This window comes from Streptomyces nigra (assembly GCF_003074055.1).
GTDB lineage: Bacteria > Actinomycetota > Actinomycetes > Streptomycetales > Streptomycetaceae > Streptomyces > Streptomyces nigra.
Window position 1 is genome coordinate 5612711 of record NZ_CP029043.1, and the last position, 19938, is coordinate 5632648.

The window sequence follows — 19938 nt, forward strand, 5'->3', positions numbered from 1 at the left end:
ATCGCAGGGGCGGGTCCGATTGTCACCGCCGTGGGCGAGACTTGCTCCGTGGCACGCACTGACGAGACCGGGCGGCTTCCCCGGCAGGACTCCCCGTTCGGCACGACACCTCCCACCCCGCCCCCGGGTGAGGGCGGTGCCGGGCCGGACGCGCGCATGCCGCGCTGGCTGCCGCGCGCCCTGGTGCTGACGCTGGCCCTCGTCGGTGTGTTCCAGCTGGGCAGCTGGGCCTTCCACCAGCTCACCGGGCTGCTGATCAACATCCTCATCGCGTTCTTCCTGGCCCTCGCCATCGAGCCCGCGGTGAGCTGGATGGCCTCCCGCGGCATGCGCCGGGGACTGGCCACCGGCGTCGTCTTCCTCGGCGTGATCATCGCGTCCGCCGGGTTCGTGACCCTGCTGGGATCGATGCTCGCGGGGCAGATCATCAAGATCGTCGAGGACTTCCCGGAGTACCTCGACTCCGTCATCAACTGGGTCAACACGCACTTCAACACCGAGCTGCGGCGGGTGGACGTCCAGGAGGGCCTGCTCCGCTCCGACTGGCTGCGCAACTACGTGCAGAACAGCGCCACCGGTGTCCTGGACGTCTCCGCCCAGGTGCTCGGCGGGCTCTTCCAGCTGCTGACGATCACGCTGTTCTCGTTCTACTTCGCCGCGGACGGGCCGCGCCTGCGGCGTGCCCTGTGCTCCGTGCTGCCGCCGGCCCGGCAGGCCGAGGTGCTGCGGGCCTGGGAGATCGCCGTCAACAAGACCGGCGGCTACCTGTACTCGCGCGGTCTGATGGCGCTGATCTCGGGCATAGCCCACTACATCCTGCTGGCCGGTCTGGACGTGCCGTACGCGCCCGTGCTCGCCGTGTGGGTGGGTCTGGTCTCGCAGTTCATCCCGACCATCGGCACCTATCTCGCGGGCGCCCTGCCCATGCTGATCGCGTTCACGGTCGACCCCTGGTACGCGCTGTGGGTGCTGATCTTCGTCGTGGTCTACCAGCAGTTCGAGAACTACGTCCTGCAGCCCAAGCTGACCTCCAAGACGGTCGACATCCATCCCGCCGTCGCGTTCGGGTCGGTCATCGCCGGCACCGCCCTGCTGGGTGCGGTGGGCGCCCTGATCGCCATCCCGGCGGTCGCCACGCTGCAGGCGTTCCTGGGTGCCTACGTCAAGCGGTACGACGTCACGGACGATCCGCGCGTCCACGGACACCGGGACCGGGGTGCCGGGCGCGGGCTGCTCGGGCGGATGCGGGAGGCGTGGGGCCGGCCGTCGGGGGACCGGCCGTCGGGGGACGAGGGGCCGGAACGTGGGACTCCCGGGGATCCGGGGAATCCGGGGGATCGTCCGGGGAAGTCGGAGGTTCGGGGGAGTCCGGGGGCTCGGGGGAGTCCGGCGCGGGGTCGTTCTGAGGGGGCTGCCCGGGCGGGCGTGGCGCGCTTGACATGAAAATCGAACATCCATTCTTATGGAGGTTCCGGCAGGCCACTCGGTGGGCGTTTCGCCACGGTTTCGAGGGAGATGTCCCCGAGTTATCCACAGGCTGGACGGGCGTCGGGGCGCGTTGTCAGTGGCAGGCGTTAGCGTCTTTGACGTGAAGCGATCGACTCAAGCAAACCGGGTGGAACCCATGGCAGGAACCGACCGCGAGAAGGCCCTGGATGCCGCTCTCGCACAGATTGAACGGCAATTCGGCAAGGGCGCGGTCATGCGCATGGGCGAGCGGTCGAAGGAGCCGATCGAGGTCATCCCGACCGGATCGACGGCCCTCGACGTCGCCCTCGGCGTCGGCGGCCTGCCGCGCGGCCGTGTGGTGGAGATCTACGGACCGGAATCCTCCGGTAAGACGACCCTGACCCTGCACGCCGTGGCCAACGCGCAGAAGGCCGGCGGCCAGGTCGCGTTCGTGGACGCGGAGCACGCGCTCGACCCCGAGTACGCCAAGAAGCTCGGCGTCGACATCGACAACCTGATCCTGTCCCAGCCGGACAACGGCGAGCAGGCCCTCGAGATCGTGGACATGCTGGTCCGCTCCGGCGCCCTCGACCTCATCGTCATCGACTCCGTCGCCGCGCTCGTCCCGCGCGCGGAGATCGAGGGCGAGATGGGCGACAGCCACGTCGGTCTGCAGGCCCGTCTGATGAGCCAGGCCCTGCGGAAGATCACCAGCGCGCTCAACCAGTCCAAGACGACGGCGATCTTCATCAACCAGCTCCGCGAGAAGATCGGCGTGATGTTCGGCTCCCCGGAGACCACGACCGGTGGCCGGGCGCTGAAGTTCTACGCCTCGGTGCGCATCGACATCCGCCGTATCGAGACTCTGAAGGACGGCACGGACGCGGTCGGCAACCGCACCCGCTGCAAGGTCGTGAAGAACAAGGTGGCGCCGCCCTTCAAGCAGGCCGAGTTCGACATCCTCTACGGCCACGGCATCTCCCGCGAGGGCGGCCTGATCGACATGGGCGTGGAGCACGGCTTCGTCCGCAAGGCCGGCGCCTGGTACACGTACGAGGGCGACCAGCTCGGCCAGGGCAAGGAGAACGCGCGCAATTTCCTGAAGGACAACCCCGATCTCGCGAACGAGATCGAGCGCAAGATCAAGGAGAAGCTGGGCGTCGGCGTGCGTCCGGAGGAGCCCGCCGTTGAGACCGGCACGGACGCTGCCGCCACCGCCTCGGACGACGCCGCGAAGTCGGTGCCCGCCCCGGCGACGGCCAAGACGGCCAAGACCAAGGCCGCGGCTGCCAAGAGCTGATCCGTGACACGGCGAACGGACTGGGCCGAGTACACCGACCCCCCGGTGGCCCCGGGCGGGAACACGGCCCATGACACGGACGGGGGGATCGACAGCGGAGCCTGGCCGGAGGACGGCACGGCGTACGACGGCGCCGCTGCCCCCCGTGGCGCCCGCCGCGGCCGCAACCGCGGCGGGGCAGGCGGGGCATGGGGATCGGACGGCCCGGAAGGCCCGCGCGGGCGACGTCGGCGCGGACGTACGGAGCCGTCCGGTGAGGACGGTGGCGCCTCACCCTCGTCGAGGGCCGAGGAGGGGACGCCCCCGGGGGACCCGGTCGAGCGGGCCCGGGCGATCTGCCTGCGCCTGCTCACCGGGACCCCGCGCACGCGGAAGCAGCTCGCCGACGCCCTGCGCAAGCGGGAGATCCCGGACGACGCCGCCGAGGAGGTGCTGTCGCGGTTCGAGGAGGTCGGGCTCATCAACGACAGCGCGTTCGCGGACGCCTGGGTGGAGTCCCGGCACCACGGCCGGGGGCTCGCCCGACGGGCGCTCGCGCGGGAACTGCGCACCAAGGGCGTCGACTCCGCGCTGATCGACGAGGCCGTCTCCCAGCTCGACTCCGAGCAGGAGGAGGCGACCGCCCGCGAACTCGTGGCCCGCAAGCTGCGCTCCACACGGGGGCTCGACCGCGACAAGCGACTGCGCCGCCTCGCGGGCATGCTGGCCCGCAAGGGCTACCCCGAGGGGATGGCCCTGCGGGTGGTCCGGCAGGCCCTGGAGGAGGAGGGCGAGGACACGGAGTTTCTGGGGGACGAGGGGGTCTGAGACGAGTGGGGGGACGGACCGGGGAACCGGGTCGGGTGTGAGGGGTCGGGTGTGAGCCGGCCGGGCGCCGGTTCGGGATGGCTGGATACCGGTACGGGTAGCCAGCTGCCGGTACGAGTTGGCTAGGCGCCGGTTCGGGTCGGCGCCTAGGAGGGGCCCGGCGTCACCGGTAGGCCTGCCGCGCGCCATGCCTGGAAGCCTCCGACCAGGTCCGTCGCCCGGTGCAGGCCCAGGCGGTGGAGCGATTCGGCGGCCAGGCTCGACGCGTAGCCCTCGTTGCAGAGCACCACGACCCGTAGGTCATGACGTGTCGCCTCGGGGACGCGATGGCTGCCCTGAGGGTCGAGCCGCCACTCCAGTTCGTTGCGCTCGACGACCAGCGCGCCGGGGATCAGACCGTCCCGCTCGCGCAGGGCCGCGTACCGGATGTCGACCAGCAGGGCCTCGCCGCCCTCGAAGGCCTCGTAGGCGTCCGCCGGTTCGATCCGTTGGTAGCCGGCGCGCACGCGCTCCAGCAACGCGTCGATACCGACGGGCCGTTCCTCACCGTTCTCCGTAGCGCTCACCGTCGCTCCCCTCCGCTCGCCCACCCCGTCACTGCCAGTCTTCCGGCTGCTCGACCTGCTCCAGGCGCAGGACGGGACCGGTGCGGCTGAACCGGCGGATCAGCGGCAGGGGCGGGTAGTAGGCGTGCACGGAGATGGCGTGCTGCTCGGTCGAGGCGTTGAGGACCTCGTGCACATGGTGACGGCCGAAGGCGCGGCCCTTGCCGGCCGGGAGCCGGCGTGAGCGGTTCACATCGTCCGCCAGCTCCAGCGTCTTCCAGCCGCCGGACGGCAGCCGGACGGCCAGCGAGTGCTCGGTGAGTTCGCCGGACGCGGTGACGAACGCACCGACCGACTCGGCGTGGTCGTGCCAGCCGGTGCCGGTGCCGGGAGGCCAGCCGATCAGCCAGGCCTCGCTGCCACCGGGTCCTTCGAGCCGTACCCAGGTGCGGCCCTCGGGGTCGAGCGGGAGCGAGGCGATCAACTCGGCGTCGGCCGCGGCACGCCGTACGAAGTCGAGCAGGTCGGCCTGCGTCGGCGCGGAGGCCGGGGAGGTGTGCTGGGAGGGGGCAACGGCGGCAGGGGAGACAGACAAGGGACACCGTCCTGAGGGGAGTTCGCGAAGAGCGCGCGGCAGCGAAAGGCATGCGGGGAGCACTGAGAAGCGCGGCGGGGGAATGGCGAATTCAGCAGGACGGACGACACACGCAGCCCGCATAGCGGACGAGGTCCATATGGACCCTCCGCCACAGGCGCACACAGGTGTCGGTCACGATCGGGAGTACACCACGCCGGTCGGGGCCGGTCAACTCACCGTCACTATGCGGACCGGACCGGACAGTGACGGTGAGTGTCGCTCCCTTGTACGAAGTCGGCATGACGGAAGCGAGAGTGGGCGGGGAGCAGGGGTCAGCGGGAACCGGCGCCCGCCCGTTCCGCCCCTGCCCCCGCTCCGGCCTGTGCCTGCGCCGCGACCGGTCCCCCCAGGGCGGTCTCGGCCGCCGCGTAGAGGTCCGCGGGCCGTACCCCGCCGAGGGCGGTCACGAGATGCCCGTCGGGGCGCACCAGCAGGACCGAGTGCGCGGCCGCTCCCGGATAGCTCTCGGCGACCAGCAGTTCAGCGGGGTACGGCAGGGCCGTCACCGCCGCCGCCAGTCGCGGCATGATGCCGGCGGTCGCCCAGTGCTTGCGGTCCCACACGCCGGTGCCCGGCGCGATCAGGACGACCAGCAGCGCGCCGCGCCCGAGCCGGTCCCGGAGCTGGGCGAACGAGCCGTCCTCCGCCGTGACCCGCACGTCCGCGACGGGGGCGCCGCGCGGTGTGTCGACGGGGACCTCGCCCTCCAGTTCGCCCGGGGCGAGCGGGGAGTCGGCGTACGTGCCGGGCGCGCCGATGACGCCCTGGCCCAGGTGCCCGTCCATGAGCAGGGCTTCGTGGCCCCGGGCCGAACCCGGTACGAGCGTCCGCAGCCCGCCGCCGGAGCGCAGCAGCGGCAGGGCCTGGTCGGCGGCCCGCAGGCGGGCGGCGACGGCGGCGCGCCGCTCGGTCTGGTAGGAGTCGAGCAGTGCCTCGTGCGAGCCGTGGTGCCAGGCGGACGCCAGTTTCCAGGCGAGGTTGTCGGCGTCGCGCAGTCCTTCGTCCAGGCCGTGGGTGCCCAGGGTGCCGAGACAGTGCGCGGCGTCGCCCGCGAGGAACACGCGGCCCGCGCGCCACCGGCGGGCGAGCCGGTGGTGGACGGTGTGCACACCGGTGTCGAGCAGGTCGTACGGCGGTGTCGTGCCCTCGCACCAGCCGGCGAGCGTCTCCCGGATGTGCGTCACGAGCAGTTCGGGGGTGACGAGGTCCTTGCCGGGCGGCAGCAGCCAGTCCAGGCGCCACACGCCGTCGGGGAGCGGGCGTCCGGTGATCTCGCCGGCCGAGGGGGCGGTCGTCCGCCAGGGCGGCGTCCGGTGGAGCAACCCGTGGCCCTTCCAGGGGAGTTCCACGCGGAGTGCGGCCACGGCGTGGCGCTCCACGGCGGTGCGGCCGGGGAAGCGGATGTCCTGGAGCTTGCGGACGGTCGAGCGGGGGCCGTCGCAGCCGACGACGTAACTGCCGCGCCACCAGGTGCCCTGCGGGCCGCGGGTGTGCACGGTGACTCCGGAGGGCTCCTGCTCCATCGAGTCCAGGCGGCTGTCCACGGCGAGTTTGACGAGCGGCTCGTTCGCGAGGGCGGTGCGGAGGGCGCCGGTGAGGGCGTGCTGGGCGATGTGCAGCGGGGCGGGGTTCGGGTGGCCCTCGGGCCCGGCGGCGTCCTCGAACGAGACCTCGCGTGTCACCTGCTTGCGCCGCATCGCCCGCCATCCGGCCCAGCGCGTGCCGAGCGCGCCGAGGGGGGCGCCGGTGAGGCGTTCCACGAGGGCGGTGGTGTCCTCGCGCAGGACGACGGTGCGGGCGAGACGGGGTTCGTCCTTGCCGGGGCCCTCGTCGAGCACGACGCAGGGCACGTCCTGACGGGCCAGTGCCAGGGCGAGGGTGAGCCCGACGGGCCCCGCGCCGACGATGATCACCGGGTCCACGGCGCGGCGCCCCCTGCCCGCAACGGTGTCCCGAGGGACGCGAGTGAACAAGAAGATGGAGCAGGGTGCACGATCACAGAACGTATGCAACCCATTGCCAGTGTTTGCGTCAAGTGACGGAAGGCAGTGGCGATCATGTCATCGGACATGGGGTGGGGCGGCTGGGCCCTGCGGGTGCGGGAGTGCAGAGAGGGCAGTGGCCATCAAGCCACTGCCCTCCGCGCGCGCCTGCAATCTGACCAGAGGTCAGATGGACCCTCCGGCGCCGGTCCCGAAGGTGCCACCCGTGGCCGCCGGGTTCAGCTCCTCCATGTCCTCGGCGCTCAGCACCGCACCCGTACCCCGCTTGCTGCGCCGCAGCCGCTTCTCCAGCCAACTGGCGAAGCTGGTGAGGATGAAGTTGAGGACGATGTAGATGACCGCCACGACGACGAAACTGGGGATGACGTTGGCGTAGAACGCCGCCAGCGTCGCCCGCGCGTTGAGCAGTTCGGTGAACCCGATCATCACGCCGCCCAGCGCGGTGTCCTTCACGATGACCACGAGCTGGCTGACGATGGCCGGCAGCATGGCCGTGACGGCCTGCGGCAGCAGGATGGTCCGCATCGTCTGGCTCTTGCGCAGGCCGATCGCCATGGCGGCCTCCGACTGCCCCTTGGGCAGGGAGAGGATGCCGGCCCGTACGACCTCGGCGAGGACGGACGCGTTGTAGAGCACGAGACCGGTGACGACCGCGTACAGCGGTCGCTGCTCACTGCTGACGTCGGTCCAGCGGTTGTAGAACTCGTTGGCGAACAGCATGAGCAGCAGGACCGGGATGGCCCGGAAGAACTCGACCACCCAAGCGGCCGGAAGCCGCACCCACCGGTGGTCGGAGAGGCGCGCGATACCGAAGAACGCGCCCAGCGGAAGGGCGATCACCATGGCCAGCGCGGCGGCCGTCAGTGTGTCGGCGAGGCCCGGCAGCAGATAGGTCGTCCACGCCGGCGACTCGGTGAACGGCTTCCACAGGGCCCACTCCAGCTGGCCCTTCTCGTCCATCGTGCGCCACACGAACCACACGAGCAGCGCCAGCAGGACGAAGAAGATCACCGAGACGATCACATTGCGCCGCTTGGCGCGGGGGCCCGGAGCGTCGTAGAGAACGGAGCTCATCGCTTCACCGCCAGTCGCTTGCTCAGCCAGCCGAGGAACAGGCCGGTGGGCAGGGTCAGTACCACGAAACCGAAGGCGAAGACCGCGCCGATGAGCACCGTCTCGGCCTCGTTCTCGATCATCGTCTTCATCAGGTACGCGGCCTCGGCCACGCCGATCGCGGCCGCCACCGTGGTGTTCTTCGTCAGGGCGATCAGCACGTTGGCCAGTGGGCCGATGACCGAGCGGAGGGCCTGCGGCAGGATGATGAGCCGGAGCGTCTGAGTGAACGTCAGCCCGATGGCGCGAGCCGCCTCGGCCTGTCCCATCGGCACGGTGTTGATGCCGGAACGGATCGCCTCGCAGACGAAGGCCGCGGTGTACGCGACGAATCCGAGGATCGCCAGACGGAAGCCCCGGACGCCGAAGTCGGAGGCGCCCATCGTCACGCCGAAGATGTCGGCGAGTCCGAGCGAGGTGAAGATGATGATGACCGTCAGGGGGATGTTCCGGACGATGTTCACGTAGGCCGTGCCGAACCCGCGCATGAGCGGGACAGGGCTGACTCGCATGGCGGCCAGGACAGTACCCAGGATCATCGAGCCGATGGCGGAGAAGAACGTGAGCTTCACCGTCATCCAGAAGGCACCCAACAGGGTCGGGTCGTTGTAATCAGAAAGAAAATCGAACACGATCTCCCGCGCTTCCGGGTGGGTGGCGTGTGTGGATAGCGCGGCGCGCCGCCGCCCTGATCGCGGTGGACGGCGGCGCGCCGGTGGACCCGTGCGCTACTTGACGATGTTGCCGATCTTCGGCGCGGGCTCGTACTTGTAGTTGGCCGGACCGAAGTTGTCCTTGACGGCCTTCTCCCAGGCGCCGTCCTTGACCATCTTCTCCAGGGCGGCGTTGACCTTGTTCACGGTCTCGGTGTCACCCTTCTTCACACCGATGCCGTAGTTCTCGTTGCTCAGCTTGAGGCCGGCGAGCTTGAACTTGCCCTTGTACTGCGCCTGCGCGGCGTAGCCGGCGAGGATCGAGTCGTCCGTGGTGAGAGCGTCCACGGAGCCGCTCTGGAGGCCGGCGAGGCACTCGGAGTAGCCGCCGGTCTCCTTGAGGTTGGCCTTGGGGGCGAAGTCGTTCCTGACGTTCTGGGCCGAGGTGGAGCCGGTCACCGAGCACAGGTTCTTGCCGTTGAGGTCGGTGGCCTCGCTGATGTCCGAGTCCGCCTTGACGAGCAGGTCCTGGTGGGCCAGCAGGTACGGGCCGGCGAAGTCGACCTTCTCCTTGCGCTCGTCGGTGATCGAGTAGGTGGCCGCGATGAGCTTCACGTCGCCACGGGCGAGCGCGTTCTCGCGGTCGGCGCTCTTCGTCTCGACGAACTCGATCTGGTTGGGCTCGTAGCCGAGCTCCTTGGCGACGTACGTCGCCACGTCCACGTCGAAGCCGGAGAAGGAACCGCCCGGCTCCTTCAGCCCCAGACCAGGCTGGTCGTACTTGATGCCGATCTTGATCTTGTCGCCCCCACCGGAACCCGACCCGCCCTCGCTGTCCCCGTCGCCGCCGCACGCGGTGGCGGTGAGGGTGAGGACGAGTGCCGTGGCGGCCGCGGCGGTGACCTTGCGGAGCTTCATGGTGAACATCCTTTGTGTGATGAAGAGACACGTGCCCTGAAGACGGGCCGGCGGGTGACGCAGGGCGTCGGCTGCGAGGCGCAGTCCGTCAGTGGTGCAGGATCTTGGACAGGAAGTCCTTGGCGCGGTCGCTGCGCGGGGCGCTGAAGAACTGGTCGGGCACGGCCTCCTCGACGATCTTGCCGTCGGCCATGAAGACCACCCGGTTGGCGGCCGAGCGCGCGAAGCCCATCTCGTGGGTGACCACGATCATGGTCATGCCGTCACGGGCCAGCTGCTGCATGACCTCGAGGACCTCGTTGATCATCTCCGGGTCGAGCGCCGATGTGGGCTCGTCGAAGAGCATGACCTTCGGGTCCATGGCCAGGGCCCGGGCGATGGCGACACGCTGCTGCTGACCGCCGGAGAGCTGTGCCGGGTACTTGTCCGCCTGGGTCCCCACGCCCACGCGGTCCAGCAACTGCCGGGCCTTCTCCTCGGCCTTCTTCTTGTCCGCCTTGCGGACCTTGATCTGCCCCAGCATCACGTTCTCGAGCACGGTCTTGTGCGCGAAGAGGTTGAAGCTCTGGAAGACCATGCCGACGTCGGCTCGCAGCCGGGCCAGCTCCTTGCCTTCCTGGGGCAGCGGCTTGCCGTCGATGGTGATCGACCCGGAGTCGATCGTCTCGAGGCGGTTGATGGTGCGGCACAGGGTGGACTTGCCGGACCCGGAGGGCCCGATGACGACGACGACCTCGCCGCGGGCGATCGTCAGATCGATGTCCTGGAGCACGTGCAACGCGCCGAAGTGCTTGTTCACATCTTTCAGGACCACAAGGTCGCCGGACGCGGCAACGTCGTCCTTGGCCACCGATACTTCGGTCATCGCTCTCAGGCTCCGTCCTCCTCGGTTTCGGAGGACAGTAGTGACGGTTCCCGACCTGCGTCATTAGTTCTGAGGTGAATCTGAGCATCACGATCCGATAGCGATCGGACACGTGTCGTAGTACCGGCGAACCGGCGAGTACCGGCTGCATAACGGAAACAGCGAGCAACCGGAACCCTCTTGACGCCGTCCTCGTCCATCAGCGTGACTGCCATGTGCACGCGCGGGTCCCCCGATCCGTATCTGTCGTAACCGTACGCCCGGTGAATCGAAGGAGGCACGGATGAGACTGCTTCTCGTCGAGGACGACAACCACGTCGCCGCCGCGCTGTCCGCGGTCCTGGCCCGGCACGGTTTCGACGTCACCCACGCGCGCAGCGGCGAGGAGGCCCTTCAGGCGCTCGTCCCCGAGGGCAACGGCTTCGGGGTGGTCCTCCTCGACCTCGGCCTGCCCGACCAGGACGGCTACGAGGTCTGCGGCAAGATACGCAAGCGCACCAGCACCCCGGTGATCATGGTGACCGCGCGTTCCGACGTCCGCTCCCGCATCCACGGGCTGAACCTCGGCGCCGACGACTACGTCGTGAAGCCCTACGACACCGGGGAGCTGCTCGCCCGGATCCACGCGGTCAGCCGGCGCAGCGTGCCGGAGGACGCGGCGACGGGCGGCGAGGGTGTGCTGCGCCTCGGCGCCGTGCACATAGAGCTGCCCACCCGCCAGGTCAGCGTGGACGGCTCGGTCGTCCAGCTCACCCGCAAGGAGTTCGATCTCCTCGCCCTGCTCGCGCAGCGCCCCGGCGTGGTCTTCCGCCGGGAGCAGATCATCAGCGAGGTGTGGCGGACGAGCTGGGAGGGGACCGGGCGCACCCTCGAGGTGCATGTGGCGTCGCTGCGGGCCAAGCTGCGGATGCCGGCGCTGATCGAGACCGTGCGCGGGGTCGGGTACCGGCTCGTGGCCCCGGCGGCGTAGCGGGTGCGCACTCGGCTGCTCCCGCTGCTCATCGTGCTGATGGCGGCCGTGCTGCTCGCGCTCGGCGTGCCCCTCGCGGTGAGTCTGGCCGCCGCCCAGCAGCAGAAGGTCGTCGTCGACAGGATCGACGACACGGCGTACTTCGCGGCCATCGCCCGCCCCGCCACCGACGCCGCCACCGGCTCCCGGGACGTCCTGCGCGTCCTCAGCCGCGAGCTGGAGAACTACCACGAGGTCTACGGCATCCGCGCCGGGGTCTTCCTGCCCAACGACACCCCGCTGGCCAGCGGGCCGAGCACCTGGTTCCTGCCCGGCTCCGGCGAGGTGCGCGACGCCTTCGAGGAGTCCCTGCTCAGCCGGCGCAGCCACGACCCGCAGCAGGTGTGGCCCTGGCAGCGCGGCCGGCTCGTCATCGCCTCACCGGTGATCCGGGACGGCGACGTCGTCGCCGTCGTCGTCACCGACTCGCCCACCGGGCCGATGCGGTCCCGGATCCTGCACGGCTGGCTGATCATCGGCGCCGGTCTGACCGCCGCCATGCTGGTCGCCGTCGGCGCCGCGCTCCGGCTCACCGGCTGGGTGCTCCGACCGGTCCGGGTCCTGGACGTCACCACCCACGAGATCGCCAGCGGACGGCTGAAATCCCGGGTCGCGGTGGCCAGCGGACCGCCCGAGCTGCGTCGGCTCGCCCGGTCGTTCAACGAGATGGCCGACAACGTCGAGGACGTCCTGGAGCAGCAGCGCGCCTTCGTCGCCGACGCCTCCCACCAGCTGCGCAACCCGCTCGCCGCCCTGCTGCTGCGGATCGAGCTGCTCGCCTTCGAGCTGCCCGAGGGCAACGAGGAGATCGCCTCCGTCCAGGCCGAAGGGCGGCGGCTGGCGCAGGTGCTGGACGACCTGCTCGACCTGGCGCTCGCCGAGCACACCGAGGCCGACGTCCGGCTGACCGACATCGGCGCGCTGACCGCCGAGCGGGTCGCGGCCTGGGCGCCGACCGCCGAGGCGAAGGGCGTACGTCTGCGGGGGACCTGCCCGGCCACCACGGGCTGGGCCGACCCGGTGGCCCTGTCCAGCGCGCTGGACGCCGTCATCGACAACGCGGTCAAGTTCACCCCGCCCGACGAGAGCGTCGAGGTGACCGTCGCGGCCGACGGCGACACGTCGACGATCGAGGTGGCCGACCGAGGCCCCGGTCTCACCGACGAGGAGCTGGCCCGGATCGGCGACCGCTTCTGGCGCAGCGGACGCCACCAGAACGTGAAGGGCTCCGGTCTCGGCCTGTCGATCTCGCGGGCCCTGCTCGCGGCGGGCGGCGGCACCATCGCGTACGCCCATCACGAGCCGCACGGCCTGCGGGTGACGGTGACGCTGCCGAGGACCGGCCCGACCGTGTAGAGCGGGTCGGCGTCGCGCTAGGGCTTCACCGACCGGTAGTACCGCCGGGCGCCCTCGTGCAGGCCCAGGGGATCCGTGTAGATCGCCGTACGCAGATCCACGAGCTGCGCCGAGTGCACATGGGCTCCGATGCCGTCCCGGCTCTTGATGACCGTCCGGGTCAGCCACTCGGTGAGCCGCGGGTCCATGTCCTTGCGGGTGATCAGCAGGTTGGAGACGGCGATGGTCGGCACCGTGCTGCCGTTCTGGACGGTGGGGTACGCCGACTCCGGCATGTTCGTCGCGCGGTAGAAGTGGGCCGCGTCGCCCTGGGCGTGCACCTTGGCGACGAGACCGGCGTCGATCGGCACGAAGCGGAAGGACGACGTCTCCGCGATCTTCTCCAGGCCGTCCGTCGGCACCCCGCTCGACCAGAAGAACGCGTCGAGCTCCTTGCCGAGCCGTGCGGGCCCGGTGTCGATGCCGTCCGAGCGGGGCGTGATGTCCTTGACCGGGTCGATGCCCGCCGCCTCCAGCACCCGGGTGGCGATCAGCCGCACCCCGGAGTCCGGCAGCCCTATGGCCACCCGCTTGCCCTTGAGGTCGGCGACGGACCGGATGTCCGAGTCCGGCGGCACCACGAGCTGCACGTAGTCGTCGTAGAGGCGGGCCACCCCGCGCAGCCGGCCGGCGACCGGCTTGCCGCCGACCTTGAAGGTGTCCACCGCGTCGGCGGCGGCGATCGTGAAGTCGGCCCGGCCGGTCGCGACCCGCTGGACGTTCTCCTGCGAACCGTCGCTCGTCAGCAGCCGCACCTTCAGCTGGGGCATGTCCTTGGCCAGCTCCTCGCGCAGCAGCTCGCCGTACTCCTGGTACACCCCCGCGCGCGTGCCCGTGCTGAAGGTGATCGTCCCGCTCGGCGGGTCCTCGCCCAGCGGCAGCACCCACCACAGCAGCAGCCCGAGGGTCACCAGGCCGGCGGCCCCGCCCTGGAGGGCCCGGCGTCGGCTGATGCGGGAGAGTGCGGTGGACATGGCCGCGATCCTGCCAGCCGGGGCACGCCCTGACCAGGGCCGAGGTCACAGCCGGAGCCCGGACCGGGCCCGGCCCGCTCGCTAGAGTCGGCCGCATGAGTTCCTCTCCCGCCGACCTGGTCCGTGAGTTCCACCTGGCCTTCGGGCTCGACGCCCGCACCACCCCGACGGAGGTGGCGCCGGAGCTCGCCGCCCACCGGGGAGAGCTGCTCGCCGAGGAGGCGGCGGAGGTCGCCGAGGTCGCCGTGACCGGCCCGCTGGACCGGCTCGCGCACGAGCTGGCGGACGTCGTGTACGTCGCCTACGGCACGGCCCTCGTCCACGGCATCGACCTGGACGCCGTCCTGGCCGAGATCCACCGCTCCAACATGACCAAGCTCGGCCCGGACGGCCGGGTCGCGCGCAGGGCCGACGGCAAGGTCCTCAAGGGCGACCACTACGAGGCACCGGACGTGGGCGCCGTCCTGCGCCGCCAGGGCTGGGCGCCGGGCCCCTCCTAACGGGTGAATGAGGTGTCGGTAGGACCGCATACCCTTGTCCCATGAGCAGCAGTGACCGGAGCCAGGCCGTGGACGTCAGGACGTATGAGGTGCGCACCTACGGGTGCCAGATGAACGTCCATGATTCCGAGCGATTGTCCGGTCTGCTGGAGGACGCCGGGTACGTGCGCGCCCCCGAGGGCTCCGACGGCGACGCCGACGTCGTCGTCTTCAACACCTGCGCGGTCCGTGAGAACGCCGACAACAAGCTGTACGGCAACCTCGGCCACCTCGCCCCGAAGAAGGCGAGCCGGCCCGGCATGCAGATCGCCGTCGGCGGCTGCCTCGCCCAGAAGGACCGGGACACCATCGTCAAGCGGGCCCCCTGGGTCGACGTGGTCTTCGGCACGCACAACATCGGCAAGCTGCCCGTCCTGCTGGAACGCGCGCGCGTGCGGGAGGAGGCGCAGGTCGAGATCGCCGAGTCGCTGGAGGAGTTCCCCTCCACGCTGCCCACCCGGCGCGAGAGCGCCTACGCGGCCTGGGTCTCGATCTCCGTCGGCTGCAACAACACCTGCACCTTCTGCATCGTCCCGGCCCTCCGCGGCAAGGAGAAGGACCGCCGCCCCGGCGACATCCTCGCCGAGGTCGAGGCGCTGGTCGCCGAGGGCGTCAGCGAGATCACCCTGCTCGGGCAGAACGTCAACGCGTACGGCTCGGACATCGGCGACCGTGAGGCGTTCAGCAAGCTGCTGCGGGCCTGCGGGAAGATCGACGGCCTGGAGCGCGTCCGCTTCACCTCGCCGCACCCGCGCGACTTCACCGACGACGTGATCGCCGCCATGGCCGAGACGCCGAACGTGATGCCGCAGCTGCACATGCCGCTCCAGTCCGGCTCGGACACCGTCCTGAAGGCGATGCGCCGCTCCTACCGCCAGGACCGCTACCTCGGGATCATCGAGAAGGTCCGCGCCGCGATCCCGCACGCCGCGATCACCACCGACATCATCGTGGGCTTCCCCGGCGAGACCGAGGAGGACTTCGAGCAGACGCTGCACGTCGTCCGCCAGGCCCGCTTCGCGCAGGCGTTCACGTTCCAGTACTCCAAGCGCCCCGGCACCCCCGCCGCGACCATGGACGGCCAGATCCCCAAGAAGGTCGTCCAGGAGCGCTACGAGCGTCTCGTCGCCCTCCAGGAGGAGATCTCCTGGGAGGAGAACAAGAAGCAGGTCGGCCGCACCCTGGAGCTGATGGTCGCCGAGGGCGAGGGCCGCAAGGACGACGCCACGCACCGTCTCTCCGGCCGTGCCCCCGACAACCGCCTGGTCCACTTCACCAAGCCGGACCAGGAGGTCCGCCCCGGTGACGTCGTGACCGTCGAGATCACCTACGCCGCCCCGCACCACCTCCTCGCCGAGGGCCCCGTCCTCGACGTACGCCGCACGCGCGCGGGCGACGCCTGGGAGAAGCGCAACGCCGCCGAGCAGGCCGAGCCGGCCGGTGTGCTGCTGGGCCTGCCCAAGGTGGGCGTGCCCGAGCCGCTGCCGGTGGTCACCGGGGGCTGCGCGATCGACTGACGGCGCCCGGGAGCCGTCCCCAGCGGCCGTGGGGCGCCGCAGTAGGCTGCCGATCATGCTTGTCGCCGCCGCAGTCTGCCCGTGCCCGCCGCTTCTCGTGCCCGAGGTCGCGGCGGGCGCCGCCCCCGAGCTGGACGCCGCGCGTGACGCGTGCGCCGACGCGCTCGGGGTGCTCGCCGCCGCCCGGCCCGACCTGCTGCTGGTCGTCGGACCCGCCGACGAGAGCGGGTCCGGGGCCTACGCGCAGGGCACACCCGGCTCCTTCCGGGGCTTCGGTGCGGACGTCGGCGTACGCCTGGGTACGGCGACCGCGGACGCGCCGTCGAAGGACGTGCTGCCGCCGTCCCTCGCCGTCGCCGCCTGGCTGCTGGAGCGCACCGGCTGGGCGGACGCCCCGATAGAGGGACTCGCCGTGGCGGAACCGACGAGCGCCGAGCGGTGTGTCCGGACGGGGAGGGAGATCGCCGCCCGGGCCGGCCGGGTGGCCCTGCTGGTGATGGGCGACGCCAGCGCCTGCCGCACACTCAAGGCGCCCGGCTATCTGGACGAGCGGGCCGCGCCCTTCGACGCGTCCGTCGCCCGTGCGCTGGGCTCGGCGGACGTGCCCGCCCTCAAGGCGCTCGACATCGACCTGGCCCGCGAGCTGCAGGCGGCGGGCCGGGCCCCGTGGCAGGTCCTGGCGGGAGCCGCCGAGGATGCGGACCTCGCGGGTGCCCTGCTGTACGAGGACGCGCCGTACGGGGTCGGATACCTGGTCGCCACCTGGTCCTGACGTCCCACGGAGACGGCGGACGGCCGCGCGGCCCCGGGATGTCTCCGGGGGCTGCGCGGCCGTCCGCCGTATGCGCCGGTCAGGTGGTCGGCGGCGGTGTGTCCGGCGGTGGTGTGCCACCACCCGTGGAGGGGCCACTCGCTGAAGGGCCACCCGTGGAAGGGCCACCTGCGGAGGGGCCGCCCGCGGAAGGGCCGTCGCCCTTGTGGGTGATCCGCTCCATGGCCCCGTGCGCCTTGCCGGTGCCTGAATGGATCTTGTCGCTGTACTTGCCCTTGGTCCGCTCGTCGACGACCTTGGCGGCCTTGTCGAGGCCGTGGTGCACCTTGTCCTCGTGCCGCTGAGCGAAGTCGGAGACCTTGTCCTTGGCCGGACCGATCTTCGCCTTCAGATTGTCCATCAGACCCATGCTTCACCCTTCCCGCGCGGGGCAGTCACCTGCGGGCGCCCTCACCGGCCTCACTGTCGGCGGCCTCGTCGGCGGACTGCTGCTTGGGGATCTCGACACCCTCGTCGGTACCGGTCCCGTCGGTCCCATCCGTCCCGTCGGTCTCAGCGGCCGCTGCCGCGGGGGCCGTCTCCTCCGCCTCCGCTCCGGACGAAGCCGTCGGCTCCGCAGCATCCGCCGCCTCCGCCGCCACGGCCTCGGAATCGGCGGTCACCGTGGAGGCCTCGGCCTCAGCGGGGGACGCCTCCTCCGACGCCTTCGACCTGCCAAAAATCCGTGCGAAAACGCCCATATCCACTCCATACGGTACTCGTGCGGGCGAAATCCCGCGTCGTCCGGTGCGTCCGTTTGCGCCCCCGGGTCGCCGCGCCCTCCGAAAGGGCGCCGAATCCTCGCAACAGGCAACGAATCCGCGCACGGCCCGTCACGTAACTCGTTCGAGACCACCCCCTGAGGTTTGCGAGACTGGGGCGGTGAGCAGTGCACCCCCCTCCCCGCGCGTCATCGCCGTCGTCGGACCCACCGCGGCCGGAAAGTCCGATCTGGGCGTCTTCCTGGCGCAGCGACTCGGCGGCGAAGTCGTCAACGCCGACTCCATGCAGCTCTACCGCGGGATGGACATCGGCACCGCCAAGCTGACGCCGCAGGAGCGCCAGGGGGTCCCGCACCACCTGCTGGACATCTGGGACGTCACGGTCACCGCCTCCGTCGCCGAGTACCAGCGCCTCGCCCGCGCGCGGATCGACGCCCTGCTCGCCGAGGGACGCTGGCCCGTCCTCGTCGGCGGCTCGGGGCTGTACGTCCGGGGCGCCGTCGACAACCTCGAGTTCCCCGGCACCGACCCCGAGGTCCGGGCCCGGCTGGAGGAGGAGCTGGCGCTGCGCGGCTCCGGGGCGCTGCACGCACGTCTGGCGGCCGCCGACCCCGCCGCCGCGCAGGCGATCCTGCCCGGCAACGGCCGCCGGATCGTCCGCGCCCTGGAGGTCATCGAGATCACCGGACAGCCCTTCACCGCCAACCTCCCCGGTCATGACTCCGTGTACGACACCGTCCAGATCGGCGTCGACGTGGGCCGCCCCGAGCTCGACGAGCGCATCGCGCGCCGCGTCGACCGGATGTGGGACGCCGGGCTCGTGGACGAGGTGCGCTCACTGGAGGCGAAGGGGTTGCGAGAGGGGCGTACGGCGTCGCGCGCGCTCGGCTACCAGCAGGTGCTCGCGGCGCTCGCGGGGGAGTGCACCCTCGACGAGGCCCGCGCCGAGACCGTCCGTGCCACCAAACGCTTCGCGCGCCGTCAGGATTCATGGTTCAGGCGCGACCCGCGGGTGCACTGGTTGAGTGGGGCTGCGGCAGATCTCACGGAACTTCCGCATCTCGCCCTGGCGTTGGTCGAACGACCGGTTACAGCCTGATCACGTGATGGCATCGGGACGCTCCGGTCGTCATCCGGGCCTGCGCCACCGTGCCATCATCGAGCTTCGATCGACCAAGTGGAGTCCGAGTTGGGAGGGCGCGTGGCGATGGAGGCCGGCCCTCGCGACACCGCACAAGGCACGGAGAACCTGACCACCGACACCGGTGACCGGGAACCCGACGGCGAGCGTCTGAGCCCGGACGGACCCGACGACGCCGACGGCGGCGTGACCGACGACGGTCCCACGCCGGAGGAGATGTACACCGGCGGTCCCGAGGTCGAGGTCGAGCTCCGCCCGCAGCGCCGTCTGCGCCTGTGGCAGCTCGCGCCCATCGTGGGCCTGGGCGCGGTCGGCTCCCTGATGTTCGCCTTCCCGCTCGCCTTCGACTTCGGCGACAGCGGCGCAGTGATCGCCATGCTGGGGCTGCTGATCTGCCTGTGCGCGGCCGGCTGGGGCATGATGGCCGCCCGCCGCGTGGGCTACACCTGGCCCGGTCTGCCGCCGCGCGGCTCCGGCCGCCGGCCGGACTGGCGCGTGGTCGGGGCGTACTGCCTGCTGGTCGCGGCGATCGTCGCGCTGGCCGTGTGGCGCGTGGCGCGCCTGCGCTGAGCCGGGCCCCGGGGGCTCCCCCCTCCTCTCCGCACAGGGTGTCCGACCCGCACCGTACGATCGAGGGATGAGCACGCGGATCGCCTTCCTCAAGGGTCACGGCACCGAGAACGACTTCGTGATCGTCCCCGACCCGGAGAACGTCATCGAGCTGCCCCCGGCCGCCGTCGCCGCCCTGTGCGACCGCCGCGCGGGCATCGGCGGCGACGGCCTGCTGCACGTCGTGCGGTCGGAGGCGCACCCCGAGGCCCGGCACCTGGCGGCCGAGGCCGAGTGGTTCATGGACTATCGCAACGCCGACGGCTCGATCGCGGAGATGTGCGGCAACGGCGTACGGGTCTTCGCGCGCTACCTCCAGCGCGCCGGGCACACCGGCGAGGGCGATCTCGCGGTGGCCACCCGCGGCGGCGTGAAGACCGTGCACATCGACAAGGACGGCGGCGTCACCGTCGGCATGGGCCGGGCCCGCCTCCCCGAGGGAGACGTCACCGTCAGCGTCGGCGACCACAGCTGGCCCGCCCACAACGTCAACATGGGCAACCCGCACGCCGTGGCCTTCGTCGACGACCTCGCGGACGCCGGGTCGCTGAACGAGGCGCCGCCGTTCAGCCCGGCCTCCGCCTACCCGGACGGCGTCAACGTCGAGTTCGTCGTGGACCGCGGCCCCCGGCACGTCGCGATGCGCGTCCACGAGCGGGGCTCCGGCGAGACCCGCTCCTGCGGCACCGGCGCCTGCGCGGTCGCCGTCGCCACCGCCCGCCGGGACGGCGCCGACCCCACCGTCACCGGCGCCCCGGCCACGTACACCGTGGACGTCCCCGGCGGCACCCTGGTCATCACCGAGCGGCCGGACGGCGAGATCGAGATGACGGGCCCCGCCGTGATCGTGGCCGAGGGCGAGCTGGATGCGGAATGGCTGGAATCATTCGTCCGCTGAGGCCCTCCGTCGATCCCGCGTGTGGGCCGGACG

22 protein-coding genes are annotated in these 19938 nt (G+C 71.2%); 11 read left to right on the plus strand and 11 right to left on the minus strand.

The features are described 5' to 3' along the window. The first annotated feature begins 48 nt into the window (after positions 1 to 48). From DC008_RS26040 to recX, 3 genes are all read left to right on the plus strand, one after another. Positions 49 to 1443 (plus strand): AI-2E family transporter, encoded by a 1395-nt coding sequence (locus DC008_RS26040; RefSeq protein WP_244221419.1) that lies wholly within the window; start codon positions 49 to 51, stop codon positions 1441 to 1443. Between the two features lie 181 nt (positions 1444 to 1624). Beyond that, a complete protein-coding gene (gene recA, locus DC008_RS26045) occupies positions 1625 to 2749 on the plus strand; it encodes a recombinase RecA (RefSeq protein WP_108709019.1) in 1125 nt (374 codons plus the stop codon). A 3-nt stretch (positions 2750 to 2752) separates the two neighbouring features. Next, positions 2753 to 3556: a recombination regulator RecX gene (gene recX / locus DC008_RS26050; protein ID WP_235072128.1), complete on the plus strand. Its 804-nt coding sequence runs from the start codon at positions 2753 to 2755 to the stop codon at positions 3554 to 3556. Positions 3557 to 3702: 146 nt separating this feature from the next. On the opposite strand, the gene DC008_RS26055 is transcribed toward recX, so the two are convergent. From DC008_RS26055 to DC008_RS26090, 8 genes are all read right to left on the minus strand, one after another. Next, positions 3703 to 4122: a rhodanese-like domain-containing protein gene (locus tag DC008_RS26055; RefSeq protein WP_108709020.1), complete on the minus strand. Its 420-nt coding sequence runs from the start codon at positions 4120 to 4122 to the stop codon at positions 3703 to 3705. A gap of 28 nt (positions 4123 to 4150) precedes the next feature. Beyond that, positions 4151 to 4696, minus strand: a complete 546-nt coding sequence (locus DC008_RS26060; protein WP_235072130.1) for a cupin domain-containing protein — start codon at positions 4694 to 4696, stop codon at positions 4151 to 4153. Positions 4697 to 4787: 91 nt separating this feature from the next. Continuing rightward, positions 4788 to 4979, minus strand: a complete 192-nt coding sequence (locus DC008_RS36485) for a putative leader peptide (protein WP_108709022.1) — start codon at positions 4977 to 4979, stop codon at positions 4788 to 4790. Positions 4980 to 5010: 31 nt separating this feature from the next. Then, positions 5011 to 6660 (minus strand): FAD-dependent monooxygenase, encoded by a 1650-nt coding sequence (locus DC008_RS26070; RefSeq protein WP_108709023.1) that lies wholly within the window; start codon positions 6658 to 6660, stop codon positions 5011 to 5013. Between the two features lie 246 nt (positions 6661 to 6906). Continuing rightward, positions 6907 to 7815, minus strand: a complete 909-nt coding sequence (locus DC008_RS26075) for an amino acid ABC transporter permease (protein WP_108709024.1) — start codon at positions 7813 to 7815, stop codon at positions 6907 to 6909. After that, complete coding sequence (locus DC008_RS26080) at positions 7812 to 8486, minus strand: amino acid ABC transporter permease (protein WP_108709025.1); 675 nt, start codon at positions 8484 to 8486, stop codon at positions 7812 to 7814. Before DC008_RS26080 ends, DC008_RS26075 begins: the two co-directional genes overlap by 4 nt. Positions 8487 to 8582: 96 nt before the next feature. Next, positions 8583 to 9425 (minus strand): glutamate ABC transporter substrate-binding protein, encoded by an 843-nt coding sequence (locus tag DC008_RS26085; protein WP_108709026.1) that lies wholly within the window; start codon positions 9423 to 9425, stop codon positions 8583 to 8585. Between the two features lie 88 nt (positions 9426 to 9513). Continuing rightward, positions 9514 to 10290, minus strand: a complete 777-nt coding sequence (locus tag DC008_RS26090; RefSeq protein WP_055622141.1) for an amino acid ABC transporter ATP-binding protein — start codon at positions 10288 to 10290, stop codon at positions 9514 to 9516. A 283-nt stretch (positions 10291 to 10573) separates the two neighbouring features. Here DC008_RS26090 and DC008_RS26095 point away from each other — a divergent pair, with 283 nt between their 5' ends. Both DC008_RS26095 and DC008_RS26100 read left to right on the plus strand, forming a co-directional pair. Beyond that, complete coding sequence (locus tag DC008_RS26095) at positions 10574 to 11260, plus strand: response regulator transcription factor (RefSeq protein WP_055622140.1); 687 nt, start codon at positions 10574 to 10576, stop codon at positions 11258 to 11260. Positions 11261 to 11263: 3 nt separating this feature from the next. Beyond that, the gene (locus DC008_RS26100; protein ID WP_108709027.1) at positions 11264 to 12655 is read left to right on the plus strand and encodes a sensor histidine kinase; all 1392 of its coding nucleotides are present in this window, start codon (positions 11264 to 11266) and stop codon (positions 12653 to 12655) included. A gap of 17 nt (positions 12656 to 12672) precedes the next feature. Here the strand turns inward: DC008_RS26100 and DC008_RS26105 are convergent, their stop codons facing one another. After that, on the minus strand, positions 12673 to 13668 hold the full coding sequence (locus DC008_RS26105) for a TAXI family TRAP transporter solute-binding subunit (protein ID WP_108709028.1): 996 nt from the start codon (positions 13666 to 13668) through the stop codon (positions 12673 to 12675). A 95-nt stretch (positions 13669 to 13763) separates the two neighbouring features. Between DC008_RS26105 and DC008_RS26110 the strand changes: the two genes are divergently transcribed. The 3 genes from DC008_RS26110 to DC008_RS26120 are packed head-to-tail and all read left to right on the plus strand — an operon-like array spanning position 13764 to position 16496. Next, complete coding sequence (locus DC008_RS26110; RefSeq protein WP_108709029.1) at positions 13764 to 14168, plus strand: pyrophosphohydrolase domain-containing protein; 405 nt, start codon at positions 13764 to 13766, stop codon at positions 14166 to 14168. Positions 14169 to 14209: 41 nt separating this feature from the next. After that, on the plus strand, positions 14210 to 15724 hold the full coding sequence (gene miaB, locus DC008_RS26115) for a tRNA (N6-isopentenyl adenosine(37)-C2)-methylthiotransferase MiaB (RefSeq protein ID WP_108709030.1): 1515 nt from the start codon (positions 14210 to 14212) through the stop codon (positions 15722 to 15724). Between the two features lie 55 nt (positions 15725 to 15779). Then, entirely contained in the window at positions 15780 to 16496 is a 717-nt protein-coding gene (locus DC008_RS26120; RefSeq protein WP_108710859.1) for a class III extradiol dioxygenase subunit B-like domain-containing protein, read from the plus strand. A gap of 79 nt (positions 16497 to 16575) precedes the next feature. Here the strand turns inward: DC008_RS26120 and DC008_RS26125 are convergent, their stop codons facing one another. Both DC008_RS26125 and DC008_RS26130 read right to left on the minus strand, forming a co-directional pair. Then, positions 16576 to 16905, minus strand: coding sequence for an antitoxin (locus tag DC008_RS26125; protein WP_108709031.1), 330 nt, complete (start codon positions 16903 to 16905; stop codon positions 16576 to 16578). A gap of 25 nt (positions 16906 to 16930) precedes the next feature. Beyond that, a complete protein-coding gene (locus DC008_RS26130; protein WP_108709032.1) occupies positions 16931 to 17236 on the minus strand; it encodes a hypothetical protein in 306 nt (101 codons plus the stop codon). Between the two features lie 181 nt (positions 17237 to 17417). On the opposite strand from DC008_RS26130, the gene miaA reads away from it, so the two are divergent. The 3 genes from miaA to dapF all read left to right on the plus strand — a co-directional run bounded on the left by miaA (position 17418) and on the right by dapF (position 19905). Beyond that, on the plus strand, positions 17418 to 18356 hold the full coding sequence (gene miaA / locus DC008_RS26135) for a tRNA (adenosine(37)-N6)-dimethylallyltransferase MiaA (protein WP_108709033.1): 939 nt from the start codon (positions 17418 to 17420) through the stop codon (positions 18354 to 18356). 108 nt (positions 18357 to 18464) lie between these two features. Continuing rightward, positions 18465 to 18968 (plus strand): hypothetical protein, encoded by a 504-nt coding sequence (locus DC008_RS26140; protein ID WP_108709034.1) that lies wholly within the window; start codon positions 18465 to 18467, stop codon positions 18966 to 18968. Between the two features lie 67 nt (positions 18969 to 19035). Beyond that, the gene (gene dapF, locus DC008_RS26145; protein ID WP_108709035.1) at positions 19036 to 19905 is read left to right on the plus strand and encodes a diaminopimelate epimerase; all 870 of its coding nucleotides are present in this window, start codon (positions 19036 to 19038) and stop codon (positions 19903 to 19905) included. The last annotated feature ends 33 nt before the right edge of the window (positions 19906 to 19938 follow it).

Excerpts from the sequence above, each read along its gene's own strand:
- DC008_RS26075 (WP_108709024.1), bottom strand. The coding sequence starts at position 7,815 with ATGAGCTCCGTTCTCTACGACGCTCCGGGCCCCCGCGCCAAGCGGCGC.
- miaB (WP_108709030.1), top strand. The coding sequence starts at position 14,210 with ATGAGCAGCAGTGACCGGAGCCAGGCCGTGGACGTCAGGACGTATGAG.
- dapF (WP_108709035.1), top strand. The coding sequence starts at position 19,036 with ATGAGCACGCGGATCGCCTTCCTCAAGGGTCACGGCACCGAGAACGAC.
- DC008_RS26095 (WP_055622140.1), top strand. The coding sequence starts at position 10,574 with ATGAGACTGCTTCTCGTCGAGGACGACAACCACGTCGCCGCCGCGCTG.
- recA (WP_108709019.1), top strand. The coding sequence starts at position 1,625 with ATGGCAGGAACCGACCGCGAGAAGGCCCTGGATGCCGCTCTCGCACAG.
- DC008_RS26120 (WP_108710859.1), top strand. The coding sequence starts at position 15,780 with ATGCTTGTCGCCGCCGCAGTCTGCCCGTGCCCGCCGCTTCTCGTGCCC.
- DC008_RS26090 (WP_055622141.1), bottom strand. The coding sequence starts at position 10,290 with ATGACCGAAGTATCGGTGGCCAAGGACGACGTTGCCGCGTCCGGCGAC.
- DC008_RS26105 (WP_108709028.1), bottom strand. The coding sequence starts at position 13,668 with ATGTCCACCGCACTCTCCCGCATCAGCCGACGCCGGGCCCTCCAGGGC.
- DC008_RS26140 (WP_108709034.1), top strand. The coding sequence starts at position 18,465 with ATGGAGGCCGGCCCTCGCGACACCGCACAAGGCACGGAGAACCTGACC.
- DC008_RS36485 (WP_108709022.1), bottom strand. The coding sequence starts at position 4,979 with ATGCCGACTTCGTACAAGGGAGCGACACTCACCGTCACTGTCCGGTCC.
- DC008_RS26085 (WP_108709026.1), bottom strand. The coding sequence starts at position 9,425 with ATGAAGCTCCGCAAGGTCACCGCCGCGGCCGCCACGGCACTCGTCCTC.
- DC008_RS26125 (WP_108709031.1), bottom strand. The coding sequence starts at position 16,905 with ATGGGTCTGATGGACAATCTGAAGGCGAAGATCGGTCCGGCCAAGGAC.
- DC008_RS26130 (WP_108709032.1), bottom strand. The coding sequence starts at position 17,236 with ATGGGCGTTTTCGCACGGATTTTTGGCAGGTCGAAGGCGTCGGAGGAG.
- DC008_RS26110 (WP_108709029.1), top strand. The coding sequence starts at position 13,764 with ATGAGTTCCTCTCCCGCCGACCTGGTCCGTGAGTTCCACCTGGCCTTC.